Source organism: Allokutzneria sp. NRRL B-24872 (assembly GCF_002155965.1).
GTDB lineage: Bacteria > Actinomycetota > Actinomycetes > Mycobacteriales > Pseudonocardiaceae > Allokutzneria.
Window position 1 is genome coordinate 33,467 of sequence record NZ_MUMH01000035.1, and the last position, 19,415, is coordinate 52,881.

At 69.4% G+C, this 19,415-nt stretch carries 18 protein-coding genes; 8 read left to right on the top strand and 10 right to left on the bottom strand.

What is annotated here, in order from left to right; translation table 11 throughout:
* Positions 1-34: 34 nt before the first annotated feature.
* From CCN37_RS10420 to CCN37_RS10445, 6 genes are all read left to right on the top strand, one after another.
* Positions 35-877, top strand: a complete 843-nt coding sequence (locus CCN37_RS10420) for a nitrilase-related carbon-nitrogen hydrolase (protein ID WP_086820511.1) — start codon at positions 35-37, stop codon at positions 875-877.
* Between the two features lie 5 nt (positions 878-882).
* The gene (locus tag CCN37_RS10425; RefSeq protein ID WP_086820512.1) at positions 883-2,190 is read left to right on the top strand and encodes an aspartate aminotransferase family protein; all 1,308 of its coding nucleotides are present in this window, start codon (positions 883-885) and stop codon (positions 2,188-2,190) included.
* On the top strand, positions 2,187-3,590 hold the full coding sequence (gene hydA / locus CCN37_RS10430; RefSeq protein ID WP_086820513.1) for a dihydropyrimidinase: 1,404 nt from the start codon (positions 2,187-2,189) through the stop codon (positions 3,588-3,590). The genes CCN37_RS10425 and hydA overlap by 4 nt, the downstream gene beginning before the upstream one ends.
* The gene (locus CCN37_RS10435) at positions 3,556-5,088 is read left to right on the top strand and encodes a CoA-acylating methylmalonate-semialdehyde dehydrogenase (protein WP_371503932.1); all 1,533 of its coding nucleotides are present in this window, start codon (positions 3,556-3,558) and stop codon (positions 5,086-5,088) included. Before hydA ends, CCN37_RS10435 begins: the two co-directional genes overlap by 35 nt.
* A 9-nt stretch (positions 5,089-5,097) precedes the next feature.
* A complete protein-coding gene (locus CCN37_RS10440; RefSeq protein ID WP_086820515.1) occupies positions 5,098-6,096 on the top strand; it encodes a TIGR03842 family LLM class F420-dependent oxidoreductase in 999 nt (332 codons plus the stop codon).
* 146 nt (positions 6,097-6,242) lie between these two features.
* Positions 6,243-7,496, top strand: coding sequence for an MFS transporter (locus tag CCN37_RS10445; protein ID WP_210407957.1), 1,254 nt, complete (start codon positions 6,243-6,245; stop codon positions 7,494-7,496).
* Here the strand turns inward: CCN37_RS10445 and CCN37_RS10450 are convergent.
* The 10 genes from CCN37_RS10450 to CCN37_RS10495 form a co-directional block, all read right to left on the bottom strand.
* A complete protein-coding gene (locus CCN37_RS10450; RefSeq protein ID WP_086820516.1) occupies positions 7,460-8,980 on the bottom strand; it encodes an alkaline phosphatase in 1,521 nt (506 codons plus the stop codon). The two genes, CCN37_RS10445 and CCN37_RS10450, sit on opposite strands and share 37 nt — an antisense overlap.
* Position 8,981: 1 nt before the next feature.
* Positions 8,982-9,365 carry a peptidase inhibitor family I36 protein gene (locus CCN37_RS10455; protein WP_086820517.1) on the bottom strand — a complete coding sequence of 128 codons (384 nt, stop codon included), beginning with the start codon at positions 9,363-9,365 and terminating at the stop codon, positions 8,982-8,984.
* Positions 9,366-9,739: 374 nt separating this feature from the next.
* On the bottom strand, positions 9,740-10,540 hold the full coding sequence (locus tag CCN37_RS10460) for a M23 family metallopeptidase (protein WP_246842932.1): 801 nt from the start codon (positions 10,538-10,540) through the stop codon (positions 9,740-9,742).
* Positions 10,541-10,833: 293 nt separating this feature from the next.
* Positions 10,834-11,784, bottom strand: coding sequence for a HAMP domain-containing sensor histidine kinase (locus CCN37_RS10465; RefSeq protein ID WP_086820530.1), 951 nt, complete (start codon positions 11,782-11,784; stop codon positions 10,834-10,836).
* A 26-nt stretch (positions 11,785-11,810) separates the two neighbouring features.
* Positions 11,811-12,524 carry a response regulator transcription factor gene (locus tag CCN37_RS10470; protein WP_086820518.1) on the bottom strand — a complete coding sequence of 238 codons (714 nt, stop codon included), beginning with the start codon at positions 12,522-12,524 and terminating at the stop codon, positions 11,811-11,813.
* Between the two features lie 76 nt (positions 12,525-12,600).
* On the bottom strand, positions 12,601-13,161 hold the full coding sequence (locus CCN37_RS10475; protein ID WP_086820519.1) for a hypothetical protein: 561 nt from the start codon (positions 13,159-13,161) through the stop codon (positions 12,601-12,603).
* Positions 13,162-13,210: 49 nt separating this feature from the next.
* Positions 13,211-14,017: a carbohydrate ABC transporter permease gene (locus tag CCN37_RS10480; protein WP_086820520.1), complete on the bottom strand. Its 807-nt coding sequence runs from the start codon at positions 14,015-14,017 to the stop codon at positions 13,211-13,213.
* Positions 14,017-14,889: a carbohydrate ABC transporter permease gene (locus CCN37_RS10485; protein ID WP_086820521.1), complete on the bottom strand. Its 873-nt coding sequence runs from the start codon at positions 14,887-14,889 to the stop codon at positions 14,017-14,019. Before CCN37_RS10485 ends, CCN37_RS10480 begins: the two co-directional genes overlap by 1 nt.
* A complete protein-coding gene (locus CCN37_RS10490; protein WP_086820522.1) occupies positions 14,876-16,210 on the bottom strand; it encodes an extracellular solute-binding protein in 1,335 nt (444 codons plus the stop codon). The genes CCN37_RS10485 and CCN37_RS10490 overlap by 14 nt, the downstream gene beginning before the upstream one ends.
* A gap of 14 nt (positions 16,211-16,224) precedes the next feature.
* Positions 16,225-17,352 carry a carbohydrate kinase family protein gene (locus CCN37_RS10495; RefSeq protein ID WP_371503936.1) on the bottom strand — a complete coding sequence of 376 codons (1,128 nt, stop codon included), beginning with the start codon at positions 17,350-17,352 and terminating at the stop codon, positions 16,225-16,227.
* A gap of 165 nt (positions 17,353-17,517) precedes the next feature.
* Between CCN37_RS10495 and CCN37_RS10500 the strand changes: the two genes are divergently transcribed.
* Together CCN37_RS10500 and CCN37_RS10505 are read left to right on the top strand one after the other, a co-directional pair.
* Positions 17,518-18,270, top strand: a complete 753-nt coding sequence (locus tag CCN37_RS10500) for a DeoR/GlpR family DNA-binding transcription regulator (RefSeq protein WP_086820523.1) — start codon at positions 17,518-17,520, stop codon at positions 18,268-18,270.
* Positions 18,267-19,415 (top strand): 6-phospho-beta-glucosidase (locus CCN37_RS10505; protein WP_086820524.1); only part of this gene is annotated, 1,149 nt, incomplete at its 3' end. The genes CCN37_RS10500 and CCN37_RS10505, both read left to right, overlap by 4 nt.

The following is a 19,415-nucleotide window of genomic DNA, read 5'->3' on the forward strand; positions in this document are numbered from 1 at the left end:
CCTCTACCGCCCACCCCCGCAGGGAGCTTCCGGCATGGCCAACGTGGTGCGCGCGGCGCTCGTCCAGACCAAGTGGACCGGCGACGCCGAGTCGATGACAGAGCTGCACGAGAAGTACGCCCGCGACGCCGCCGCGCAGGGCGCCAAGATCATGGGCTTCCAGGAGGTGTTCAACGCCCCCTACTTCTGCCAGGTGCAGGAGCCCGAGCACTACAAGTGGGCCGAGCCCGTGCCGGACGGCCCCACCGTGAAGCGGATGCAGGCGCTGGCCAAGGAGACCGGCATGGTGCTGGTCGTGCCGATCTACGAGGTCGAGCAGTCCGGCTTCTACTACAACACCGCCGCCGTGATCGACGCCGACGGCTCCTACCTGGGCAAGTACCGCAAGCACCACATCCCGCAGGTCAAGGGCTTCTGGGAGAAGTACTACTTCAAGCCGGGCAACCTGGGCTGGCCGGTGTTCGACACCGCGGTCGGCAAGGTCGGCGTCTACATCTGCTACGACCGGCACTTCCCGGAGGGCTGGCGCGCGCTGGGCCTGGCCGGCGCGCAGATCGTCTACAACCCCTCCGCCACCAGCCGCGGCCTGTCGGCCTACCTCTGGCAGCTGGAGCAGCCCGCGGCGGCCGTGGCCAACGAGTACTTCGTGGCCGCGATCAACCGGGTCGGCGTCGAGGAGTACGGCGACAACGACTTCTACGGCACGAGCTACTTCGTGGACCCGCGCGGCCAGTTCGTCGGCGAGCCGGCCAGCGCGCACGACGAGGAGCTGGTCGTGCGCGACCTCGACCTCGACCTGATCGACGAAGTGCGGCAGCAGTGGGCGTTCTACCGCGACCGCCGCCCGGACGCCTACGGCCCGCTGACGGAGGCCTGATCACTATGGGAACGCACGCGGATCTTTACAAGCGGCACCAGGCGGTCATGCCGAGCTGGATCGCCACCTACTACGACCCGCCCATCGAGCTGGACCGCGGCGAGGGCCGCCACGTCTGGGACGCCGAGGGCAACCGCTACCTGGACTTCTTCGGCGGCATCCTGACCACGATGACGGCGCACGCGCTGCCCGAGGTCACCAAGGCGATCACCGAGCAGGCCGGGAAGATCCTGCACACCTCGACGGTCTACATGAGCCGTCACATGGTGGAGCTGGCCGAGCAGATCGCCGAGGTCTCCGGCATCCCGGACGCGCGGGTCTTCTTCACCACCAGCGGCACCGAGGCCAACGACGCCGCGCTGCTGCTGGCGACGAGCTACCGCAAGTCCAACCAGGTGTTGGCGATGCGCAACAGCTACCACGGGCGCTCGTTCTCGGCGGTGTCGATCACCGGGAACTCGGCGTGGTCGGCGACCAGCCTGTCGCCGTTCCAGACCTTCTACGTGCACGGCGCCAACAGCTTCCGCAGCCCGTTCAAGGACCTGCCGAAGGGCGAGTACATCGCCGCGTGCGTCGCGGACCTGCGCGAGGTGCTGGACCAGACCGCGAAGAACGTCGCGTGCCTGATCGCCGAGCCGATCCAGGGCGTCGGCGGGTTCAGCGTCCCGCCGGACGGGCTCTACGGCGCCTTCAAGGAGGTGCTGGACGAGCACGGCATCCTGTGGATCAGCGACGAGGTGCAGACCGGCTGGGGCCGCACCGGCGAGAACTTCTGGGGCTGGCAGGCGCACGCCCCCGAGGGCGTCACGCCGGACATCGTCACCTTCGCCAAGGGCATCGGCAACGGCACCTCCATCGGTGGCGTGATCGCGCGCGCGGACGTGATGAACTGCTTGCAGGCCAACTCGTTGTCCACCTTCGGCGGCAGCCCGATCACCATGGCGGCGGGCCTGGCGAACCTGAAGTACCTGCTGGACAACGACCTGCCAGCGAACTCACGTGAGATCGGCGGCTGGCTGATCGAGCAGCTGCGCGCCGCCGGAGAAGAGCTGCCGGTCGTCGCGGACGTGCGCGGCAAGGGCCTGATGATCGGCGTCGAGCTGGTCAAGCCCGGCACGCTCGACCCGGCTCCCGCCGCCGCGACGGCCGCGCTGAACGCGGCGCGCGAAGGCGGACTGCTGATCGGCAAGGGTGGCTTGCACGGCAACGTGTTGCGCCTCGCGCCGCCGCTGTCGCTGACCCGCGCCGAGGCCGAAGAAGGCCTGCGGGTGCTGAGGCACGCGCTCACCGTCGCGCAGGAGGCGTCGGCATGAGGACGGTCATCCAGTACGGCCTCGTGATCAACTCCTCCGGCGAGCTGCACGCCGATGTGCTGATCGAGGACGACAAGGTCGTCGCGCTCGCGGTCACCGGCTCCGAACTGGCGTCCTCGTGGACGGCGGGCGCGGACAAGGTGATCGACGCGACGGGCAAGTACGTGCTGCCCGGCGGCGTCGACGCGCACACGCACATGGAGATGCCCTTCGGCGGCACCGTCGCGGCGGACACCTTCGAGACGGGCACGCGCGCGGCGGCGTGGGGCGGGACCACGACGATCGTGGACTTCGCCATCCAGCAGAAGGGTTCCTCGCTGCGCGAGGGCCTGGACGCGTGGCACGCCAAGGCCGAGGGCCAGTGCGCCATCGACTACGCCTTCCACATGATCGTCAGCGACGTGAACGACCAGTCGCTCAAGGAGATGGACACCCTCGTCGGCGAGGGCGTGACCAGCTTCAAGCTGTTCATGGCCTACCCGGGCGTGCTCTACAGCGACGACGGCCAGATCCTGCGCGCGATGCAGCGCGCCGGGGACAACGGCGGCCTGATCATGATGCACGCCGAGAACGGCATCGCGATCGACGTCCTTGCGGCACAAGCACTTGAGCGCGGTCAGACCGATCCGAAGTACCACGGCGTCGTGCGCCGCGAGCTGCTGGAGTCCGAGGCGACGCACCGGGCGATCCAGCTCGCGCGCGTCGCGGGCTCCCCGCTCTACGTCGTGCACCTCTCGGCGTCGCAGGCGCTGGCCGAGGTCGCGACCGCGCGGGACATGGGGCTCAACGTCTTCGCGGAGACCTGCCCCCAGTACCTCTACCTGTCCACAGAGGACTTGGCGAAGCCGGGATTCGAGGGCTCGAAGTACGTGTGCTCGACGCCGCTGCGGCCGATGGAGCACCAGGCCGAGCTGTGGAAGGGCTTGCGCACCAACGACCTGTCCGTGGTGTCCACCGACCACTGCCCCTTCTGCTTCAACGACCAGAAGGTGCTCGGGCTCGGCGACTTCACCAAGATCCCCAACGGTCTGCCCGGCGTGGAGAACCGGATGGACCTGCTGCACCAGGGCGTGGTGGACGGGCACATCAGCCGCCGCCGGTGGGTCGAGATCGCCTGCGCCACCCCGGCGCGGATGTTCGGCCTGTACGGGCGCAAGGGCGTGCTCCAGCCGGGCGCGGACGCCGACGTGGTGATCTACGACCCGAACGCGGAGCAGGTGCTCTCCGCCGAGACGCACCACATGGCGGTCGACTACTCCTGCTACGAGGGCAAGCGGATCACCGGCAAGGTCGAGACCGTGCTGTCCAGGGGCCGCGTCCTCATCGAGGGCGAGAACTACCACGGCCGCAAGGGCGACGGCGCCTATGTGCCGCGCGAGACCTGCCAGTACCTCACCTAGGAGCTTGTGCGTGAAGACGATCAACCACTGGATCGGCGGCGAGCTCACCGAGGGCACCTCGGGGCGTTTCGGCGCGGTGACCAACCCGGCGACCGGTGAGCGGTCCGGGCAGGTCGCGCTCGCTTCGGTGTCCGATGTGGACACTGCGGTCGCGACGGCCAAGGAGGCCTTCGAGTCCTGGCGCAACGCCTCGCTGGCGAAGCGCTCGCAGGTGCTGTTCGCCTACCGGGAGCTGTTGCACCGCAACCGCGACGAGATCGCGTCGCTGCTGACCTCCGAGCACGGCAAGGTGCACTCGGACGCGCTCGGCGAGGTCGCGCGCGGGCTTGAGGTCGTGGAATTCGCTTGTGGCATCCCGCAACTGCTGAAGGGCGGGTACTCCGAGGGCGCGTCCACGTCGGTGGACGTGTACTCGCTGCGCCAACCGCTCGGCGTGGTCGCGGGCATCACGCCGTTCAACTTCCCGGCGATGGTTCCACTGTGGATGTTCCCGATCGCGATCGCCTGCGGCAACACCTTCGTGCTCAAGCCGAGCGAGAAGGACCCGTCGGCGGCGCTGCGCGTCGCGGAGCTGTTCGGCGAGGCCGGGCTCCCGCCGGGCGTGCTGAACGTGGTGCACGGTGACGCGACGGCGGTGAACGCGCTGCTCGACCACACCGACGTGAAGGCCGTGTCGTTCGTCGGCTCCACGCCGATCGCGCAGCACGTGTACTCGCGTGGAACCACTGCGGGCAAACGGGTTCAGGCCCTCGGTGGCGCGAAGAACCACATGATCGTGCTGCCCGACGCGGACATGGACCTCGCCGCCGACGCCGCGGTCTCGGCTGCTTACGGCTCTGCTGGTGAGCGCTGCATGGCCGTCTCCGTGCTGGTCGCGGTCGGCGCGGCGGGCGATGAGCTGGTCCCGAAGATCACCGAGCGGATCGCGAACCTGCGCATCGGTCCCGGCGACGACCCGAAGTCCGAGATGGGTCCGCTGATCACGCGCGAGCACCGCGACAAGGTCGCGTCCTATGTGGAGGCTGGCGCGGCTGCGGGCGCTTCGGTCGTGGTCGACGGGCGCGAGCTTTCCGTTGACGGGGACGGGTTCTTCCTCGGTGTGAGCCTGATCGACCACGTCACGCCGGAGATGAGCGTCTACACCGACGAGATCTTCGGGCCGGTGCTGTCGGTGGTCCGCGCGGACAGCTACGACGAGGGCGTGCGGCTGATCAACGAGAACCAGTGGGGCAACGGCGCGGCGATCTTCACCAGGGACGGTGGGGCCGCGCGGAAGTTCCAGAACGAGGTCGAGGCGGGCATGGTCGGCGTGAACGTGCCGATCCCGGTCCCGGTCTCCTATTACTCCTTCGGCGGGTGGAAGGCGTCGTTGTTCGGCGACAGCCACGCGTACGGGCCGGAGGGCGTGCACTTCTACACGCGCGGCAAGGTCGTCACGTCGCGCTGGCCCAACCCGGCCGACCGCGGTATCGATCTCGGCTTCCCGCAGAACCGATAGGAGCGCGCGATGGACTTCGGCATGGTGTTGCAGACCGATCCACCCGCCTCCGGGGTGATCGAGCTGATGAAGCGCTCCGAGGACGCCGGGTTCGGCTACGGCTGGACCTTCGACTCCTGCATCCTCTGGCAGGAGCCGTTCGTGATCTACAGCCAGATCCTGGCGCAGACCTCGAACATGATCGTCGGGCCGATGGTGACCAATCCGGGCACCAGGGACTGGTCGGTCACCGCGTCGTTGTTCGCCACGCTCAACGACATGTACGGCAACCGCACTGTCTGCGGGATCGGGCGCGGCGACTCCGCCATGCGCGTCGTCGGCAACAAGCCGAACACGTTGGCGCGCCTTGGCGAGGCCATGCACGTGATCAAGGAGCTGGCGGAGGGCCGTTCGGTCACCGTCAACGACAAGGACGTGCAGATCCCGTGGGTCCGCGACGGTTCGCTGCCCGTGTGGATGGCGGCCTACGGGCCGAAGGCGCTGGAGATGACCGGTCGCCAGGCGGACGGCTTCATCCTCCAGCTCGCCGACCCGTACCTCACCGAGTGGATGGTCAAGGCCGTGCGCACGGCCGCATCCGACGCCGGCCGTGACCCCGCTTCGGTGAAGATCTGCGTCGCGGCGCCCGCGTACGTCAGCGAGGACCTGGACCACGCGCGGTCGCAGTGCCGGTGGTTCGGCGGCATGGTCGGCAACCACGTCGCCGACCTGGTGTCGCGCTACGGCGAGCACTCCGACATGGTGCCGGAGGCGCTGACCGCCTACATCAAGGAGCGGCAGGGCTACGACTACAGCCACCACGGCAAGGCGGGCAACCCCAGCACCGACTTCGTGCCCGACGAGATCGTGGACCGCTTCTGCCTGATCGGCCCGCCCGAGCGGCACATCGAGAAGCTGGAGCACCTGCGCTCGCTCGGCGTCGACCAGTTCGCCGTCTACAACATGCACGACGCCAAGGAGGCCACCATCGCCGCCTACGGCACCAAGATCATCCCCGCCCTCTCCTGAGCTCGCGGTGGCGTAAGCCCTGAACGACCCGTTTGGTGCGCTGAGCGCGCCGAACGGGTCGTTTGGTGCGTTGGGGGACCTGAACGGGTCGTTCAGGGCTTCACCCCAAGGTCGCGGAGTGGAACAGTGGTGTACCGTTTCGGACCGTGGGGGTTCCTGAGAAGAAGCGTGGGGCGGTCTGGTGCCTGCTGGGGGCGACCGGGCTGTCGGTGATGGGCAACTCGATCGTGGCGATGGCGCTGCCGTGGCTGATCCTGCAGCGCACGGGCAGCGCGACGATCGCGGGTGTGGTGGGCTCGGCGGCGGTGCTGCCGGGCCTGCTGTCGGCGATGTTCGGCAGCGCGCTGATCGACCGCCTCGGGCGGAAACTGGTGAGCAACGGCGCGGACGTGCTGAGCGCGCTCGCGGTGGCGGCCGTGCCGATCATGGACATGCTGGTCGGGATCGACGCCGCGTTGATGGCGCTGCTGGTGGCGATCGGCGCGACCTTCGACGGCCCGGGCATGGCCGCGCGCGAGTCGCTGCGGCCTGACGTGGCCAAGCACTCCGGCGTCCCGCTCGTGAAGATCAACGCCTGGGGCGAGACGGTGGACAGCCTCGGCGCATTCGGCGGGCCCGCGGTGGCCGGCGTGCTGATCGGGATCTTCGGGCCGGCGAACACGTTGTGGCTGACCGTCGGCATGTTCCTGCTCGCGGTGCTGCTGGTCTGGTTCGGCGTGCCGAGGGTGCCGCCGCGCCCGCAGGCCCGCGAGGAGTCCTACCTGCGCTCGGTGCGCACGGGCCTGGTGTTCGTGCTGCGCGACCCGGTGCTGCGCTCGGTCACGCTGATGTCGGTGATCGCGATGATCTTCCTGAGCCCGATCGACCCGGTGTTCTTCCCGGCCTACCTCCAGGGCGAGCAGGTCTCGCCCGCGCTGGCCGGGCTCGTGCTGGCGGCGTTCCCGGTCGGCACGGTGATCGGTTCGCTGGCCTACGGCATGGTCGCGGAGAAGCTCAACATGCGGATGACGCTGAGCGCCGGACTGCTGCTGGCCGGAGTCGGCCTCGCGCTGTTCGTGTTCACGCCGCCGGTCTACGGCATGATCGCGCTGGCCGTCGCGGTGGGCATCGCCGCGGGACCGCTGAACCCGATCATGGCGACCGGGCTCCAGGAGCGCACCCCGGACCACCTGCGTGGCCGGGTGATCGGCACGGTGGTCGCGCTGAGCGGAGCGCTCACCCCGGTCGGCCTGCTCGCCGCCGGGCCGGTGGTGGACGGCTTCGGCGCGCCGTTCGGCTTCGTCGTGATCGGCGCCGGGTGCGCCCTCACCGCGCTCTACTGCTTCTTCAGCAAGGGCATCCGGCAGATCGACTCCTCCGAGCCTCAGCCGAGCCCGGCCTTGCCGTCGACGACGGTGTAGGTCTTCGCCACGCTCCTGGTCACCTTGGCGGGGTTGGGTTCCAGCGCGTTCGACACGGTGACGTACTGCGTCGTCAGCTTCTCCGGTGTGACCGTGGTGTGCGCGTAGCCGCGCCGTTGACTGACGAAACGCAGGTGCGGGTTGGCTTTCAGGTACGCCGCGCCCGGGACTCCGTCGTTGGGCGAGGTGATCGAGCCGACCACGAACTCCGTGCCGACGACGGGCGCGTTGGCGGCGAAGTAGTCCTGCTTGATGTTCGCCGCCCAGTGCCGGTGCACGTCGCCGGTCAGCACGATCGGGTTGCGCACCTTGCGGTCGAGCCAGCCCTGGACGATCCGGTCGCGCGAGTGCGGGTAGCCGTCCCACGCGTCGGTGCTCACATCACAGGTCGCGGGCTTGCCGTCGTCGTCGCGCTGAGCGAAGAACACTTGCTGGCCAAGGAAATCCCACCGCGACGCTGGCTGGGCGAGCCCGTCGAGCAGCCACTTCTCCTGCACGTCGCCGGTCAGCGTGCGGCGGGGGTCGCGGATCACTCCGCAGTCCTTCGCCGCGGCCTGCTTCCACCGGTACTGACGCGTGTCGAGCATGTGGAAGCGCGCGAGCCCGCCCCAGGAAACCCTGCGGTACAAGGGAATCGCGGTCCCGGTCGGACGCTGCGCGGCACGGAGGGGCATGTTCTCGTAGAAGGCTCGCAGTGCGGCGGTCTTGCGCGCCTTGAAGTCTCCGGCGGGGTCGTTGTCACCGCGGTGGTCGGCCGCCCAGTTGTTCTCCACCTCGTGGTCGTCGAACACCACGAGCCACGGCGCGGCGGCGTGCGCGGCCTGGAGGTTGGGGTCCATCCGGTGCTGGGCGTAGCGCAGGCGGTACTCGGCGAGCGTCGTGACTTCCTTGCGCGGCACGTACTTCCGGCTCGGATTGGGCACCGGCCCGGCGCTCGTGCGCCACGGCGCTTCGTAGATGTAGTCGCCGAGGAAGAGCACGAGATCGGGCTTGTCCTGCGCCATGTAGCGGTAGGCGTGGAAGAAACCGTGCTCGTAGTGCGCGCACGAGGCGAACGCGAACGTCAGCTTCGACGCCAAGCCCGACGGAGCGGTCCCGGCCGTCCCGTGCGGGGACTCGTGGCCGTCTGAGAGGAAGCGGTAGAAGTACTTCGCGCCCGCCTTCAAGCCGCCGACCTCCACGTGCACCGTGTGCGCGTCGGCCGGGCGAGCGAGCACGGTGCCCGAGGCGGCCAGCGGGGCGAAGGACTCGTTTTCCGAGACCTCCCAACGGACTTCGACATCACGGTTGGGCATGCCGCCGAGGCCGTCGCCGTTGAGCGGGGCGACCGCGAGGCGGGTCCACAGCACGAAGCCGTCCGCGCTCGGTTCCCCCGATGCGACTCCGAGGGTGAACGGCGAGGCGCTGAGCGCGCGGGCGGGCGTCGCTCCGGTCGCGGCGACGAGGCCGCCGAGCAGGAAGACGCGGCGGTTCAGCTGGGCCATGTCAGCACGCCGTCCACTTGTGCGAGCTGGCCAGGTTGTCCAGCTGTCGCAGGTGCGACACCGCCGAACGCGGGCCGATCGTGATCAGCGGCTTCGCGTGGTTGATGTCCTGGTAGAGCGTCACGCAGCGGGCCGGATCGTTGTTGACCACCGACGAGGCGCGGTTGTCCAGCGAGTACGTCGTACCGTGGAAGACGTCGCCGTTGGTGTAGTTGGCGTCGTCGCCCACGAAGTCGAGCAGGCCGCCCGTGTAGTTGGCCAGCCGGTACACGCACAGCTCGCCCGACTCGCACTTGCCGTTCTTGCTCGCCGCCGACGCCGTCCCGGCCGTCGTCAGCACCAGGAGCGCGGCGCCCAGCAGCACCGTCGCGGTCCGTCTGACCATGCGTTCCCCAAAGTCAGTCGTTGACGTACAACGTGAAGACCTTGTCAGAAACTGTCAGACCCGCGTACCGCCGAACGCCCCGCACGGCGCTCGTCCGATCGGCGCGCTCCACCTCAATGACTCGTTCAGTCCGTTCAACCACCTGAACGAGTCATTGACCACGTTGACCGTGCTGAACGAGTCATTCAGCACGCCCAACCACGCGAATGACTCGTTCAGGTGGTTGGCGCCTGGCGAACGGCTCGTTCGGTGCGGTGAACGCACTGAACGGGTCGTTCAGTGCGGTGAGCGCACCAAACGACCCGTTCAGGGCGAAACGTGGACCAACCTCAATGACTCGTTCAGCACGGAAGGCGCGCGAAACGAGGGGTGGGTCAGACGCGGATGCCGCGCTGGGCGAGCCAGCCGATGGGGTCGACGTCGCGACCGCCGGGCAGCTTGACCTCGAAGTGCAGGTGCGGGCCGGTGGACTGGCCGCGGTTGCCGATGGTGGCGATCTGCTCGCCCGCGCTCACCTTCGCGCCGAGCCGGGTGGTGATGGTGTTCATGTGCCCGTAGGTGGTGATGGTGCCGTCCTCGTGCTGCACGCGGACCCACAGGCCGAAGCCGCTGGCCGGACCGGCGTCGATGACCACGCCCGCCGCGGCGGCCCGGATCGGGGTGCCGATGGCGTTGGCGATGTCGATGCCGCGGTGGGTGGTGCCCCAGCGGGCGCCGAAGCCGGAGGTGAGCCTTCCCTCGGCGGGCTTGGCGAAGGCACCGCGGACGGAGTTCTTCTTCTCCTCGGCGGCCTTCTTGGCGTCCTCGGCGGCCTTCACGGCCTTCTTCGCGGCCTCTTCGGCCGCGGCGCGCGCCTGGTTCTCGGCGGCGGTGCGCTCGTCCTTGACGCGCACGCCCAGGCTCAGCTTGGCGAGTTCCGCCGAAGGGTCGGCCTGCGCCAGGTTGGGCAGCATCTCGACGGCCTTGGGCGGGGCGGCGTAGCGGGCCTTGAAGAGGTTGGCCTCGGCCGCGGAGGAATCGGCACTGCTTCCGGCGGCGACACCCTGGTAACCGATGACGATCAGGGCGCCCGCCGCGACCGCTGCGACCGCGGCCTTGCCTGCGGGAGCGGGCTTGGTGGTGCTGGACGGACGGCGGACCCGCTTCGGGGCGGTGGTCCTGCCTGCGCGTCGCAAAGCTTCTTCGAGAGCCGGGGAGGTTGCCCCACCCGGGGAACGATGTCGAGCCACTACCAGCCCTTTCACTCACGTCGGGGAGTCCGGACGGGACACCCGGCGGGGGATCCGGGGTGGCTCCGGCCTGGGCTGCCGGTGCCGTGTCCGTGGTGCTGTTCGGACCGTGATGTGCAGCGGCGAAGCTAACGGGGGGTTACCAGTAGGGGCAACCCTCACCCGCCTGGGGGGTGATCTATCCCACAAACAACTACCGTTAGTTAAGGCAACCTTGAGGGAACGCGCGCCTGAGCGGCCTAAACACGCTCTACCTGCGACGAACGGGGCACGGTGAGCCGGAAACGACAGCCCGCGCCGTGGTTGGACACGTCGAGCGAACCCCCGAGCGCGCGCACCAAACCCTGAGCGATCGGCAGGCCCAGGCCGGCCCCCGACTCCCCCGGCGTACGCGCCTGACCACCGCGAAAGGCGACGTCGAAGACGCGGTCAAGATCGCCCGGCGGGATGCCTCCGCACTCGTCGTCGACCGTCACCCAGGCGGCTCCGTCAGCCACGCCCGCGCGCACGGTCACAACGCCGCCCTCAGGGGTGTGCCGGAGCGCGTTGTCGAGCAGATTGCGCAACGCCCGCGTCAGCTCGCGCTGTCCCCCGAGCACCACAGGCCACTCCTCTACCTCCACGCGCACGGAGGAGGAGCCCACAACGTCCTCCACGACGTCGCGCAGGGGCACCGGATCGCGCCGAGGCCGTACTTCGCCCGCGTTGATCCGTGAGAGCTCGAAGAGGTCGTCGACCATCGCGGAGAGGCGGTCGGTCTCGCCGCGAACGCGCAGGACGTACTCACGGACCTCAGCGGGGTCGGACACCACGCCGTCCGCGAGCGCCTCCGTCATGACCCGAACGCCCGCGAGCGGCGTGCGCAGGTCGTGGCTGATCCACGACACCAACTCGCGCCGGACCGAAGCGGCCTCGCGCTCCCACACGCTGCGCCTGCTGATCGATCGGCCGAGCAGCAGCGCCACCGGCACGGTGATCACTGTGACCAGCCCGCACACCACGAGCGCGGCCTGGGTCTGCTGGGTGTACATGAAGCCGCAGATGCCGATGATCCCGGCCAGCGTCGCCGCCAACGGGACGAGCACGAGCACCGCCATGGAGACGGTCAGGGAGCCGCGTCGCAGACGGTGCAGTAATACAGTGCCGATCGCCGCGACGGGCACCGCGCAGGCGAGCCCGATCAGCGCCATCTTCGGCAGGTCGGCGAGCACCGGGCTCACCCCGAGGGGTCGTAGCGGTAGCCGACGCCCCACACCGTCGCGATCCGGGCGGGAGCGGCCGGATCGGCCTCGATCTTCTCCCTGAGCCGCCGCACGTGCACCGTCACCGTCGACTGGTCGCCGAACTCCCAGCCCCACACCTCGGCCAGCAGGTCGGCGCGGCTGTACGCGCGGCCCGGATGCGCCATCAGGAAGGCGAGGAGGTCGAACTCGCGCCCGGTCAGGGTCAGCTCGCCGCCGTCGCGCTCGGCCCGCCGCGCGGTGAGGTCCAGCCGGAGCGTCCCGTCGGCGAGCGCGGGCGTCGCGGCGGGGACCGGCCGGGAACCGACCCGCCGGAGCACGGAGGAGACGCGGAGGGCCAGCTCCCGGGCGCTGAACGGCTTGCTGACGTAGTCGTCGGCGCCGAGGGACAGCCCGAGGACGCGGTCCTCCTCGTCCCCCCGCGCGGTCAGCATGATCACCGGGACGGCGCTGCGCTCGCGGAGACGGCGGCAGACCTCCAGGCCGTCGACGCCGGGCAGCATGAGGTCGAGCACGACGAGGTCGGGTTCGCGCTCGGCGGCCATGCGCAGCGCCTCTTCGCCGTCTCCGGCCAGCTCCACCTGGTGCCCGGCGAGTTCGAGGTAGCGGCGGACCACGTCGCGCACGGTGAGGTCGTCATCGACGACGAGCACCCGGCCGGTCACGTCGGCCTTCGGCAGTTCCTCCATCGTCGTGGTGTAACAGATCAACGACCCGCATGCAGGCGTGATGTGGTCTTACGAAGTGCTTACGGCACTCAGCTGATCAGCGCGGCCACGCGCAGTGGACGTGCCCGCTGTGCCCGGCGTTGCCCGGTCCGAGCACCTCGGTGGCGCCGTACGCGCGGCACTTGTTCATGAACGCCCGGTAGCTCGGGTGACTGGAGCTGACCGCGCGCCCGTTGATCTGGTCGACGTCGAAGGCCAGCCCCGCGTAGTGCCGCGAGTTGGAGCTGTGGTCGCCGCCGACGATCGTGGTCACGCGGAACTTGTACCCGGCCGTGGCGCGCATCTTGAGCATGCCGGTGAGCGTGCGGTCGGTCAGCGTCACCTTCTTGACGCCGACGTCGCTCCACGGGCTGGTGCTGGCCTTGCGGCCCGCCGCGGCGTCGTTGATGTTGGAGCGCGCGGTCGATGCCGGGTGGTTGCGACCGCTGACGTGGGAGTTGAGCAGGACGATGCCCGCGTCGGCCTTGATCTTCTTGGCGGTGGCGGCACTGGTCAGCTCGGCATCCGGCCCCGGCTCCGCGAGCGCGGTCCCGGAGGCTCCGAGCAGCACGGCGCTCGCACAGGCGAGGCCGCTCAACACAAGTCTCGTTCGCGTCATCTCAGCAGGCTGGCATCGGCCGGTTAAGGCTCGCTTTCGATCCGCCTGCTCAGCCCTTCACGGCGCCGTCGAGCATCCCCCTGATGAAGTGCCGTTGCAGGAACAGGTAGACCAGCACCACCGGCAGCGCGACCAGCACCGACGCGGCGGCGAGCAGCGGCACGCTGGTCACCGCGCGCCCGGAGAAGAAGCGCAGGCCGAGCGGAGCGGTGCGCAGCGCCTCGTCGGTCACCATGACCAGCGCGAGCAGGAACTCGTTCCAGGTCCACATGAACACCATGACGATCAGCGTCACGAGCGCCGGGCGGCCCATCGGCAGGAGCACGCGCCACAGCGTCTGCCAGTGCCCGGCGCCGTCGAGCCGAGCCGCCTCCACGATCGACCGCGAGGTCGAGCTGAAGTACGTGCGCATCCAGAAAGCGCCGAACGCCACCGACTGCGCGACCTGAGGGCCGATCAGCGCCACGTAGGTGTTGGTCAGCCCGAGGTCTCGCAGATCGAAGTACAGCGGCACCACGACGGCCTCCGCAGGCACCATGATCCCGACCAGCATCAGGTAGAACAGCGCCTGGTGGCCGCGGAAGCGCATGGTGCCGAAGGCATATCCGGCGAGCACGGACAGCACCACGGAGATCACCACGACGCACGCGCTGACGATCGCGCTCGTGCCGAGGTAGCTGCCGAAGTTGCCCTGCTGCCACGCCGTCACGAAGTTCTCCCAGTGCACCCCGCCCTGCCCGACGACCTCGGGTCGCAGCGCGGTGAACAGGATCGCCAGCACCGGGTAGAGCGCGTAGGCGGTGAAAACGCCCAGAACCGCATATGTACCAACGCGTTCCAGTCGGGAAGCCCTCATCAGCGATCCCTCCCGGTGATCTTAGTGATACCAAAGGTGATCACGAACGCGAGTACCGTCAGCGTGATCCCGATGGCAGCGGCCGAACCGACCTGTCCACTGTGGAACGCGCGGTGGTAGATCTCGTAGGACGGCACGGTGGTCGAACCGCCGGGGCCACCCTGCGGAGTCATCACGTACACGAGGTCGAACGTGCGCAGCGCCGCGATCACGGTCAGCGTCAGCGCCACACCGATCTCGGCGCGCAGCGCGGGGAGCACCACCGTGCGGAACTCGCGGACGACTCCACCGCCGTCGAGGCGCACGGCGTCGAACAGCTCGTTGGAGATCTTGCCGATGCCGCCGAGGAAGAGCACGACCGCGAGCCCGGTCTGCACCCAGGTCCCCACAAGCCCGACCGCGATCAGCGCGGTGCCCGAGTCGCCCAGCCACGCGGTGACCAGGCCGTCGAGCCCCACGAAGCGCAGCAGGTCGTTGAGCGCGCCGTCCGGGGCGAAGATCCGCTGCCACGCGATCGCGACGACGACCATCGCGACGACCTGAGGCAGGAACAACGCGGTCCGGAAGAACGCCATGCCGCGAATCCTGGTGCGGGACAAGGCGGTCGCGAGCACGAGGCCGATGCTCACCGGCAACACCGCGAAGAACACCAGCAGCACGGCGACGTGCCCGAAGGCCGACAGGAACCCGACGTCGGCGGCGAGCGCGGCGTAGTTCTCCAAGCCGACGAACGTGCCCAGCGTCAGCCCGTCCCAGGAGAACAGGGAGATCCATCCGCTGTGCAGCAAGGGGAACAGCAGGAACAGTCCGTACACGAGGAACGCCGGCAGGATGTAGAGGTAGCCGACGCGCCTCGGCTCAGCGGCCGCCACGGTTCTTGTCCAGGTCGTCCTGCAACACCGTCAGGAACTGCTCGACGGAGAGCTGCTTGGCCAGCAGCTGCTCGGTCGCTCCGGTCACCACGTCGTAGGCGGTGGCCGTCGCGTAGTCCAGGTACGGCACCATCTGCGTCGAGCGCGAAGCGGTCTGCCACGCGGCGAAGACATCCTTGTTGAGCCCGGAGACCGTCTGCTTGTCCGCTTCGGTCGCTGGCAGATTTCCGTTGTCCGCCAACACCTTCATCGCGGCGGAGTTGGTGATGAAGTCGATGTAGGCGGCAGCCGCGTCCGGGTTCTTGCTGCGCCCGCTGACCGCGAACGGCAGGCCCGTGCCGCCGGTGACCGTCTGCCCGGGAGGCAGTTGGAAACCGGCCTTGTCGCCCATGGCCGCCTGCAGGTCCGCGCTCAGCCAGGTGCCGCTGACGTGGAAAACGCCCTCGCCCCTGGCGAAGGCGGCCCACGAGTCATCGCCCTTGATCCCCGCGAAGCCCTGCGGGAAGTAGCCGTTGTCGGCCCAGGAGAGCACCAACCGCGCGGCCTGCTTGTTCGCGTCGGTGTTCCAGGTGACGCCGTCGCGGCCGGTGGCCAGCCGCGTCTCCTCCTCGGCCTTGCCGTAGCGGTGCATCGCGAGGCTGAACAGGTAGGTGCCGCTGCTCTTCTCCAGGTTGCCGAACTGGATCGGCAGCTCGCCCGCGCGCTTGGCAGCGGCCAGCGCGGCGTCGAACTCCTCCCAGGTCCTCGGCGGCTGGACGCCGAGCTTGGCCAGCTTCTCCTTGTTGTAGTAGAGCCCGACCAGCTCGCCGGTCTGCGCGACGCCGTAGAGCTTGCCCTCGCCGAGCACGGCGCCGCTGTCGGGGTACTTGGCGAGGCGCAGCACGGAGTCCGGCATCCGCTCGGTCCACTTGTGCGCCGTCGCGTAGCCGTCGAGCGGTTGCAGCAGACCGGCTTTGACGAACGAGCCCATGTCCTGCTTGCCGTTGTTGACCTGCACGACGTCGGGCGCGTCCGCTCCGGTCAGCCCGAGCTTCACGGTGCTGCGCAGGTCGTCGAAGGAGCGCGCGACCCGCTTGATCCTGATGGTGGGGAACTTGCGCTGGAACGCGTCGTTCAGCGCGGTGATCTGCTTCTCCTGACCGCCCCGGACCTCCTGGTCCCAGACGGTCAGCGTCACCTCGCCCATGGTCGCGGGGTCGGTGCGCACCTCCCCCGCCGGGCGGTCGGCCGGGCGCTGCCCGCTCGATCCGGACCCGGGAACGCACCCGGCGAGGACCAGGGACAGGGACAGGGCCGCGAGAGACGCCGCGAAGCCGCGCAAGTTTCCTCCTCACATCACGGGTTTCCCCGGAGGCCGATCGTCGGGCTGGCCCTGCGCACGGTGGCACAGCCGTGGCTGGGCAGCAGGTCGTCGAGGAAGTGGTAGCCGCGCAGGCCGTCGTCGGGGCGGCAGCTCAGCGCCCGCCACCACGTGGCGATGTCGCACCAGCCGGGCGCCGACAGCGAGCCGCCGAAGTGCTGCACCGACAGCGCCGCGCACAGGTTGGCGAAGTGCACGCGGTCGGCGAGCGGCCACCCGGCCAGCGTGCCGAACACGAAGCCCGCGCCGAAGACGTCCCCGGCTCCGGTCGGGTCGAGCGCGTTCACGTTGAGCCCGCCGACCTCGGCCTCCTCGCCGGTGCGCGAGTCCACCGCGACCGCGCCGTCGCCGCCGCGCGTGACCACGACGACCGGGACGATCTCGGCGAGCTTGCGCGCTGCGGCCTTGGGGTCGTCGGTGCGGCTGTAGCGCGTGGCTTCGACGGAGTTCGGCAGGAAGACGTGGTAGCCGTCGAGCAGCTCGCGCAGCATCGAGGGCGCCCACTTCTCGCTCGGGTCCCAGCCGACGTCGGCGAACAGCAGCGAACCGTCCTGCTTGGCCTGCTTGACCCAGTTGTCGCTGTGCAGGTCCACGTGCACGAAGCACGCGCGCGTCCTCGGCGGCGGGCTGAGCAGTTCGTCGGCGCCGGTGGGCGACGCGTGGCCGTGCGTGACCATGCTGCGGTCCTTGTTGACCGCCATGGACACCGTCAGCGGCGAGTGCCAGCCGTAGAAGCGGCGCGAGTGCGTGAGGTCGACCTTCTCCTGGTTGGCCAGCACGTCCCAGCAGAAGTCGCCGTAGACGTCCTCGCCGAAGGCGGCGGCCAGCCCGGTCTTGAGCTGGAGCCTGCTCAGCGCGACGGCGAGGTTGGCGATCCCGCCGGGACTGGAGCCGAGGCCGGTCGACCAGATCTCGGTCCCGGTCCTGGGCAGGTGCGGCAGGCCGGTGAAGATGATGTCGAGGAAGACCGTGCCGGAGAGCAGCACGTCCAGCGCCGGGGGCTCCCCCGGCAGCTTCGCTCCCGCGTCGAGGTCCACCTCGATCTCGACGTGGTCGTGGTCGTGGCGCTCGTCGTGTGGGCCATGGGGCGGCTGATGATCCACCGACTACTCCTCCCCTGCGAATTCGTGGAGTCTGCACCCGCGTGCAGAGATGTGACAAGACATGAGCATGCCACCTGACGCGGATCGGACTTTTTGGGACTTCTTCGGACTTCACCGGCCAAACGATCACAGATGTGAGCGGTTTTGACTGATAGTGTTCAGATCGTGCTTCCTCAGCGCCGCCACTCGGAGATCCTGCGATGCCTGTCGCGGGAGGGCTCGGCCTCCGTCACGACGCTCGCCGAGCTGCTGGACGCCAGCCACGCCACCATCCGCCGCGACCTGATCTGCCTTGAGCGCGACGGTGTGCTGACCAGGGTGCACGGCGGCGCGATGATCAGCGCTGACGCCGAGCCGCCCTTCGACTACGCGGCGGGCGAGGACCTGGCCGACAAGGACGCCGTGGCCAGGGCCGCCGCGAACCTGGTCGCCGACGGCGAGGTGCTGTTGCTGGACATCGGCACGACCACCCACCGCCTCGCCGCGCACCTGCACGGGCGCGCCGTCACCGTTATGACCAGCAACCTCGCCGTCTACGAGGAACTGGTCGGCGACCACGCGGTGCAGCTGATCCTGCTCGGCGGCGTGGTGCGGCGGAACTACCGGTCCATGGTCGGCTTCCTGACCGAGGACGCGCTGCGCCAGGTGCGGGCGAACCGGCTGTTCATGGGCACGGCGGGCGTGCGCGCCGACGGCTCCGTCATGGACGACACCGTGGTCGAGGTGCCGCAGAAGCGCGCCATGCTCGCCGCGGCCGACCAGGTGGTGCTGCTCGCCGACGCGGCGAAGTTCCCGGGCGCGGGCCTGGCCAGGATCTGCGGGCCGGACGAGGTGAACGTCCTGGTCACCAACGCCGGGGCGGACGAACGGACGCTCAGTGTGATGAGCGAGTCGGGTGTGGAGGTAGTGCGCGCATGAGACTGGTCGTGCTGGGCGGCGGCGGGTTCCGCGTCCCGCTGGTGCATTCGAGCCTGCTGGGCGATCCGGACCGCCTGGTGGACGAGCTGGTGCTCTACGACGTCGATCCCTTGCGGCTCAAGGGGATTTCGGCCGTTCTCGACCGGCAGGCGGCTTCGTGTTCGTGGCGCCCTCGGCTGCGCGTGACCACGTCGCTGGAGGACGCGGCGCGCGGGGCCGACGTCGTGTTCTCCGCGATCCGCGTCGGCGGCCTGCACGGTCGCACACTGGACGAGCGCGTGGCTCTCGGCGAGAACTTGCTCGGCCAGGAAACCGTTGGTGCTGGCGGGATCTGTTACGCGCTGCGGACGATCCCGGTCGCCATGGAGATCGCGTCCACTGTGGACAGACTGGCTCCGGACGCGTGGCTGATCAACTTCACGAACCCCGCGGGCATGGTCACCGAGGCCATGTCGGCGGTGCTCGGCGACCGTGTCGTCGGCATCTGCGACTCCCCCGTGGGCCTGTGCCGCCGCGTGGCCCGCGCGCTGGACGTTCCCTTCGAGCGCGCTGGCTTCGACTACGTGGGGCTCAACCACCTCGGGTGGCTGCGCGCCGTGCGGGTCAACGGCCACGACCGCCTGCCCGCGCTGTTCGACGATCCCGTCGCGCTGACGTCCTTCGAGGAGGGCAAGCTCTTCGGCGCTTCGTGGCTGCGGACGCTGCGCGCGATCCCCAACGAGTACCTGCACTACTACTACTTCGCCCGCGAGACCCTGGCTTCGATCTCCGGCCAGGCGACGACTCGCGGCGAATTCCTTCTGACACAACAGGATCGCTTCTACTCCCAGGTCCTCGCCGCGCCCGATGCGTTGGAGCTGTGGGAGAACGTGCGATTGGAGCGCGAGGCCACCTACATGGCGGAGGGCCGCTCCGTCGCCGACGCCGGTGAGCGCGACGCCTGCGACATGGACGGCGGCGGCTACGAGCAGGTCGCGCTCAGCCTGATGACCTCCATCGCGGGCAACAACCCCACTTCGCTGATCCTCAACGTCCGCAACCGAGGCGCTGTGCCCGGCCTGCCCGACGACGCCGTGGTCGAAGTGCCGTGCGTCGTCGGGCAGGCCGGGCACAGCGCCTCGGTTGCGGACGTTGAGGATCAGCGA

Bases quoted from the DNA above. Each gene is read 5' to 3' on its own strand.
- CCN37_RS10425 (WP_086820512.1), top strand. From the start codon at position 883: ATGGGAACGCACGCGGATCTTTACAAGCGGCACCAGGCGGTCATGCCG.
- CCN37_RS10440 (WP_086820515.1), top strand. From the start codon at position 5,098: ATGGACTTCGGCATGGTGTTGCAGACCGATCCACCCGCCTCCGGGGTG.
- CCN37_RS10420 (WP_086820511.1), top strand. From the start codon at position 35: ATGGCCAACGTGGTGCGCGCGGCGCTCGTCCAGACCAAGTGGACCGGC.
- hydA (WP_086820513.1), top strand. From the start codon at position 2,187: ATGAGGACGGTCATCCAGTACGGCCTCGTGATCAACTCCTCCGGCGAG.
- CCN37_RS10480 (WP_086820520.1), bottom strand. From the start codon at position 14,017: ATGAGGGCTTCCCGACTGGAACGCGTTGGTACATATGCGGTTCTGGGC.
- CCN37_RS10465 (WP_086820530.1), bottom strand. From the start codon at position 11,784: ATGGCGCTGATCGGGCTCGCCTGCGCGGTGCCCGTCGCGGCGATCGGC.
- CCN37_RS10450 (WP_086820516.1), bottom strand. From the start codon at position 8,980: ATGGCCCAGCTGAACCGCCGCGTCTTCCTGCTCGGCGGCCTCGTCGCC.
- CCN37_RS10435 (WP_371503932.1), top strand. From the start codon at position 3,556: ATGTGCCGCGCGAGACCTGCCAGTACCTCACCTAGGAGCTTGTGCGTG.
- CCN37_RS10455 (WP_086820517.1), bottom strand. From the start codon at position 9,365: ATGGTCAGACGGACCGCGACGGTGCTGCTGGGCGCCGCGCTCCTGGTG.
- CCN37_RS10470 (WP_086820518.1), bottom strand. From the start codon at position 12,524: ATGGAGGAACTGCCGAAGGCCGACGTGACCGGCCGGGTGCTCGTCGTC.
- CCN37_RS10475 (WP_086820519.1), bottom strand. From the start codon at position 13,161: ATGACGCGAACGAGACTTGTGTTGAGCGGCCTCGCCTGTGCGAGCGCC.